We start from the raw sequence: 5,096 nt of genomic DNA on the forward strand, positions 1-5,096 counted from the left end.
CCCAGGCGTCGACGTCGGCGGTGAGCTCGCGCTCGGCGGCGGCCCGCTCGGCGGCGATGCGCTCGGCACCGGCCGCGAGGATCGCGTCGCGCTCGGCGATGCCCTCGGCGCGGGCGGCGGCGATGGCGGCCGCGCCCTCCTCGGTGGCCCGGGAGCGGATGCGGGCGGCCTCGTGGCGGGCCTCGGCCAGCTCGGCCTCGTACTGCTCGCGGATCTGCGTGGCCTCGGTGCGCAGGTCGTCGGCGCGCTCGGTGCCGCCCGCGATGGCGTCCTCGCGCTCGGCGAGGGTGCGGTTGATCTTCGGCAGGATGCCCTTCGCCAGGATGAGGAAGGTGAGGCCGAAGATCACGAGGCCGAGGACGAGCTCTGCCGTGACGGGGTTGAGCGGACCGAGGTCCATGTTGAAGATCGTCGAATTCTGCGCGAGGGTCATGCGCGCATCTTACCTGGTCGCAAAACCGACAATTCATGCGAATGAACCAGGCCGTACGAGAGTTGGCGCGTTCGTGCGAGCGAGGCAAGATTCCCGGCATCCAATGGCTACCGGAAGGTAACCCGGACTGCTTTGATGTGCGGCGCCGGTTCAACCCCCCACCACCTCATGGGAGTTCCAGTGCCGCTCGTCCCGCTCCACCGCCGTACCCTCGGCGCAGCCCTGTCCGGTGCGCTCGCCGCCGCCACCCTGGCCGCGATCGCGCCGGCCGCCACGGCCACGACCGCCGCGGCTTCCACCGCCACCGAGACCCCGGCGCTGAAGGTGCTCTCGTACAACGCGTTCCTCTTCAGCAAGAGCCTCTACCCGAACTGGGGCCAGGACCACCGGGCCAAGGCGATACCGGCCGCCTCCTTCTTCCAGGGCAACGACGTCGTCGTGGTCCAGGAGGCGTTCGACAACTCCTCCTCGGACGCGCTGAAGGCGAACGCGGCCGCCCACTACCCGTACCAGACCCCGGTCATGGGCCGTGGCAAGACCGGCTGGGACGCCACCAGCGGGGCGTACTCCGCCACCACGCCCGAGGACGGCGGTGTGACGATCCTCAGCAAGTGGCCGATCGTCCGCAAGGAGCAGTACGTCTACAAGGACGCCTGCGGCTCGGACTGGTACTCGAACAAGGGCTTCGTCTACACCGTCCTGAACGTCGGCGGCGCCCGCGTCCACGTCGTCGGCACCCACGCACAGTCCACGGACCCGGGCTGCTCCGCGGGCGAGGCGGCGCAGATGCGCAGCCGCCAGTTCAAGGCGATGGACGCCTTCCTCGACGCCAAGAACATCCCGGCGAACGAGCAGGTCGTCGTGGCCGGCGACTTCAACGTCGACTCCCGCACGCCCGAGTACGGCACGATGCTGGCGGACGCGGGGCTGGCGGGCGCGGACACCCGCACCGGCCACCCGTACTCCTTCGACACCGAGCTGAACTCGATCGCCTCCGAGCGCTACCCGGACGACCCGCGCGAGGACCTCGACCACGTTCTGCACCGCGCGGGCCACGCCCGCCCGGCCGGCTGGACGAACAACGTCGTCCTGGAGAGGAGCGCGCCCTGGACGGTCTCCAGCTGGGGCACGCAGTACACGTACACGAACCTCAGCGACCACTACCCGGTCACGGGCTACGCGGCCCGCTAGTCTCCGTCCGAGCGGGTCGAGCGGCGGGCCGGAGCCTTCGGGGCCCCGGCCCGTCACCCGTCCGCGCGGGTCAGGACGCGTATCGGGTGACGTCCTTGATCCGGCAGGTGATCTTGGCCGTGACCTGGTCAAGCCCCTGTGCCGTGACCTTCGACTGCTGTCCGGGCGCCACGTCGTTCGTCGACGCGTACGTCTCGCTCAGCCGCGTGCCGGACGCGTCGACGAACTCGACGTGCACGATGTAGTCGCTCGCTTTGCTGGAACGGTTGGTGACCAGCAGCTCCGCGGCGGCCCACTTCGTGACCGGGTCCACCTCGCACGTCGTGATCTTCACATCCCCGCGCGCCCCACTCTCCTCCTGCGGTCGCCCCGAGGGGCTCCGCGGCACAGGAGTCCTCCGCTCCGGATCGCCGTCGCCGCCCCCGTCCCCGTCCCCGTCCCGGGCGACAAGCGTGATCGCGACGATCAGGGCCACGACCAGCAGAACGGCACCCAGACACGAGAAGCCGATGATCTTTCCCGCGTTGCCCTTCCGGCGAGGTGGCGGCCCACCTTCCGTCCCGGGCGGCGGGCCCCAACCGGCCGGCGGCTGCTGATGCGACATGGGGAGAGCGTCCGCTCCCGCTCTGCCAGGCGCATCCGTGTTGCTCCGCACGGGCGTAGGCGGCCCGAGGGCCCCCGGGGCCGTACGGGAACGAGCGTACGCTCCGAGTCGGGAGGCCCTATGACCACCAACGCCGGACCAGCGACGCCCCACGGGAAGGGCCTGCGGAGCGACTCCGTCGGCCTGCTCGCCACCGTCGCGCTCGGACTCGCCTCCGTCGCACCCGCGTACAGCATCGCCGTCACCCTGGGCCTGGTGACTCTCACGGCCGGCGAACTCGCCCCCGCCGCCCTGCTCCTCGGTTTCGTGCCGGTCCTGCTGACGGCCTTCGCCTTCCGGGAGCTGAACCTCCGGATGCCGGACTGCGGCACCACCTTCGTCTGGAACACCCGGGCCTTCGGGCCCGCCACCGGTTGGCTGGTCGGCGGCTGGACGCTCCTGATCGCCACCGTCATCGTGATGACCACGCTCGCCCAGGTCGGCGCGGCCACACTCCTCGGATTCCTCCGTCTCGACGCGGCGGCCGCCAGCACCTTCGTCGTCACCGCCGTCGCCGTGCTGCTGATCGCCCTGGTCACGACGGTCGCCTACCGGGGCGTCCAGCTCGCCGCCCATGTGCAGTACGCGATGGTCGGCCTGCAGCTCCTCGCGCTGCTCGCCTTCGGCGTCGTCGCCTTCGCACGGGACGGGGCGACGGCCCCCTCCCTGGGCTGGATCAACCCGTTCGCCTTCGAGGGCCTCGGTTCCTTCGCCGAGGCGGTGCTGCTGTGCCTGTTCATCTACTGGGGCTGGGACGCCCTGATCACCTTCAACGAGGAGACGGTCGACAGTGGGCACACGCCGGGGCGGGCGGCGGTCGTCTCGACCCTGATCCTGGTGGTCACGTACGTCTTCACGGCCTTCGCCGCGATCTCCTTCGCCGGGACCGGCGGCGTGGGTCTCGGCCTGGGAAACGAGGAGACCGCCGCCGACGCCCTCGGACGTCTCGCGCCGGAGGTGCTCGGCGACGCCCTCGGCCGGGCCGTCGCGCTCGCCGTCTCGGTCTCGGCTGTCGGCGCCCTGCTGACCGGCGCGAGCGCGGTGCCGCGGACCGCGCTCTCGATGAGCGCGCACGGCGCCCTGCCCGCCGCCTTCGCGCGGACGCACCCCCGCTTCCGCACGCCGGCGTTCGGCACCGTCTTCTTCGGGATCGCGACCGCCGTCGTCCTCGTCCTGCTCACGCTCGTCTCGGCCGACTTCCTGGGCGACGCCGTTCTGTCGATCGCCCTGCTGATCGCCTTCTACTACGGCATCACCGGCCTCGCGTGCGCCTGGCACTTCCGCCGGGAGCTGCGGAACTCGTCCCGCGACCTCCTCATCAAGGGCGTCCTGCCGGCCGCGGGCGGGCTGATGATGCTGGCCGCCTTCGTGCGCAGCGCGTACGACATGGTCGACCCCGGCTACGGCTCCACGTCCGTGGGCGGCGTCGGCGGGGTCTTCCTGCTGGGCGTCGGCTCGATCCTGCTGGGCGCCGGCGCGATGCTCCTGGCCCGCACCCGCTTCCCCCGCTTCTTCCGCGACGGCCGTACGTCCGTCGCCGGCCTGTCCGTCCCGGAGAACCGAGCCCGGCGGCGCGGCTAGGGCCTGACGGACGAGCAATGGACGGTACTGGAACCACTGTTGCCGAAGGGCAAGAAGCCCGGACGCCCGCGGACATGGGCCAGGCGGCAGCTGATCGACGGCATACGGTTCCGGGTCCGCACCGGCATCCCATGGCGGGACCTGCCCGCCGAGTACGGGCCGTGGGGTCGGGTGTACGACCTGTTCCGCCGGTGGCAGCGGGACGACTGGTACCGCATCTTCGAGCAGCTCCAGGCCCGGGCCGACGCCAAGGACCTGATCACCTGGGACATCAATGTCGACTCCACAGTGTGCCGGGCCCACCAGCACGCCGCCGGGGTGAGAAAAAAGGGGGAGCTGCAGAAGGAGCCGCCCGGCGGCGTCACCGTCGAGCCGGACGACCACGGGCTCGGGCGCTCGCGCGGCGGCCTGACCACCAAGCTCCACCTGGCCGTCGAACAGGGCCAGAAGCCCATGTCCATCGTGATCACGGCCGGGCAGCGGGGCGACTCCCCACAGATTGAGCCGGTCCTGAACAAGGTCCGCGTCCCGCGTCTGGGGCCGGGCAGACCGCGTATCCGGCCCGATCGCGTGCGTGCTGACAAGGCGTACGCCTCCCGGAAGAACCGCGTCTGCCTGCGGCGGCACGGGATCCGCTGCACCATCCCGGACAAGGCCGACCAGGCCCGCCACCGCAAGAAGCGCGGCTCGCTCGGTGGCCGGCCGCCAAAGTTCGACCCGCAGGACTACAGGGCTCGGCAAGATCATGCCGCTGAGCAGCTTCCGGCACCAAGCAGGTCGCAATCACTTTCGATACACCCCCAGCCCCCGGGGCCCCGCCGGCCGCCGCCGTCGGGGCCCCGGACCCGTCAGTCGTACGAGAGGTCGGAGGCCGTGTAACGGCAGGTCACGCCGTCGGGGCCGGTGCCGATCTGGGTCGGCTCCTTGCCCGTGTTGTTCCCGGTGAACCGGGTGCACGGCTTGATCTTCTTCTTGGTGTCGCCGTGGACACGGACCTCGCGCAAGGAGGCGGTGTCGCCGTAGTTGGCGTTGACACCGACGATCGACGTGCCGGGTGCGGTGATGTCCACGTCGTTGATGATGATCGTGCGCTTGTACTGCTTCTTGCAGTTGCCGCAGGACCGGACCAGCTTGCCGAACTCCCACACCTGGAACTTGGTCACGACCAGCTTGCCCGCGCCGTTGAACTGGAAGACCTTGTCCGAGGCCTTCCGCGCGCCGCCGCCGTACACCGAGTACACCGCGGAC

6 protein-coding genes are annotated in these 5,096 nt (G+C 70.9%); 3 read left to right on the forward strand and 3 right to left on the reverse strand.

Going from position 1 to position 5,096, the window contains the following annotated elements; translation table 11 throughout:
* A partial coding sequence (locus tag IE136_RS34510; protein WP_189602489.1) for a F0F1 ATP synthase subunit B family protein occupies positions 1–433 on the reverse strand: 433 nt, incomplete at its 3' end.
* Positions 434–601: 168 nt separating this feature from the next.
* Here IE136_RS34510 and sph point away from each other — a divergent pair.
* Positions 602–1,624 (forward strand): sphingomyelin phosphodiesterase, encoded by a 1,023-nt coding sequence (gene sph / locus IE136_RS34515; protein ID WP_229819483.1) that lies wholly within the window; start codon positions 602–604, stop codon positions 1,622–1,624.
* A 70-nt stretch (positions 1,625–1,694) separates the two neighbouring features.
* On the opposite strand, the gene IE136_RS34520 is transcribed toward sph, so the two are convergent.
* Complete coding sequence (locus tag IE136_RS34520) at positions 1,695–2,228, reverse strand: FxLYD domain-containing protein (RefSeq protein WP_189602490.1); 534 nt, start codon at positions 2,226–2,228, stop codon at positions 1,695–1,697.
* 120 nt (positions 2,229–2,348) lie between these two features.
* On the opposite strand from IE136_RS34520, the gene IE136_RS34525 reads away from it, so the two are divergent.
* Together IE136_RS34525 and IE136_RS34530 are read left to right on the forward strand one after the other, a co-directional pair.
* The gene (locus IE136_RS34525; protein WP_229819485.1) at positions 2,349–3,848 is read left to right on the forward strand and encodes an APC family permease; all 1,500 of its coding nucleotides are present in this window, start codon (positions 2,349–2,351) and stop codon (positions 3,846–3,848) included.
* A 3-nt stretch (positions 3,849–3,851) separates the two neighbouring features.
* The gene (locus tag IE136_RS34530) at positions 3,852–4,727 is read left to right on the forward strand and encodes an IS5 family transposase (protein ID WP_268247982.1); all 876 of its coding nucleotides are present in this window, start codon (positions 3,852–3,854) and stop codon (positions 4,725–4,727) included.
* Here the strand turns inward: IE136_RS34530 and IE136_RS34535 are convergent.
* Positions 4,697–5,096, reverse strand: a 400-nt coding sequence (locus IE136_RS34535) for a pectate lyase (RefSeq protein WP_189602491.1), incomplete at its 5' end; no start/stop codon positions are given. The genes IE136_RS34530 and IE136_RS34535 overlap by 31 nt on opposite strands.

The sequence above is a fragment of the Streptomyces lateritius genome (assembly GCF_014649715.1).
Classification (GTDB): domain Bacteria; phylum Actinomycetota; class Actinomycetes; order Streptomycetales; family Streptomycetaceae; genus Streptomyces; species Streptomyces lateritius.

Coding starts and splice junctions, on each gene's coding strand:
- sph (WP_229819483.1), top strand. CDS start 602: ATGGGAGTTCCAGTGCCGCTCGTCCCGCTCCACCGCCGTACCCTCGGC.
- IE136_RS34520 (WP_189602490.1), bottom strand. CDS start 2,228: ATGTCGCATCAGCAGCCGCCGGCCGGTTGGGGCCCGCCGCCCGGGACG.
- IE136_RS34525 (WP_229819485.1), top strand. CDS start 2,349: ATGACCACCAACGCCGGACCAGCGACGCCCCACGGGAAGGGCCTGCGG.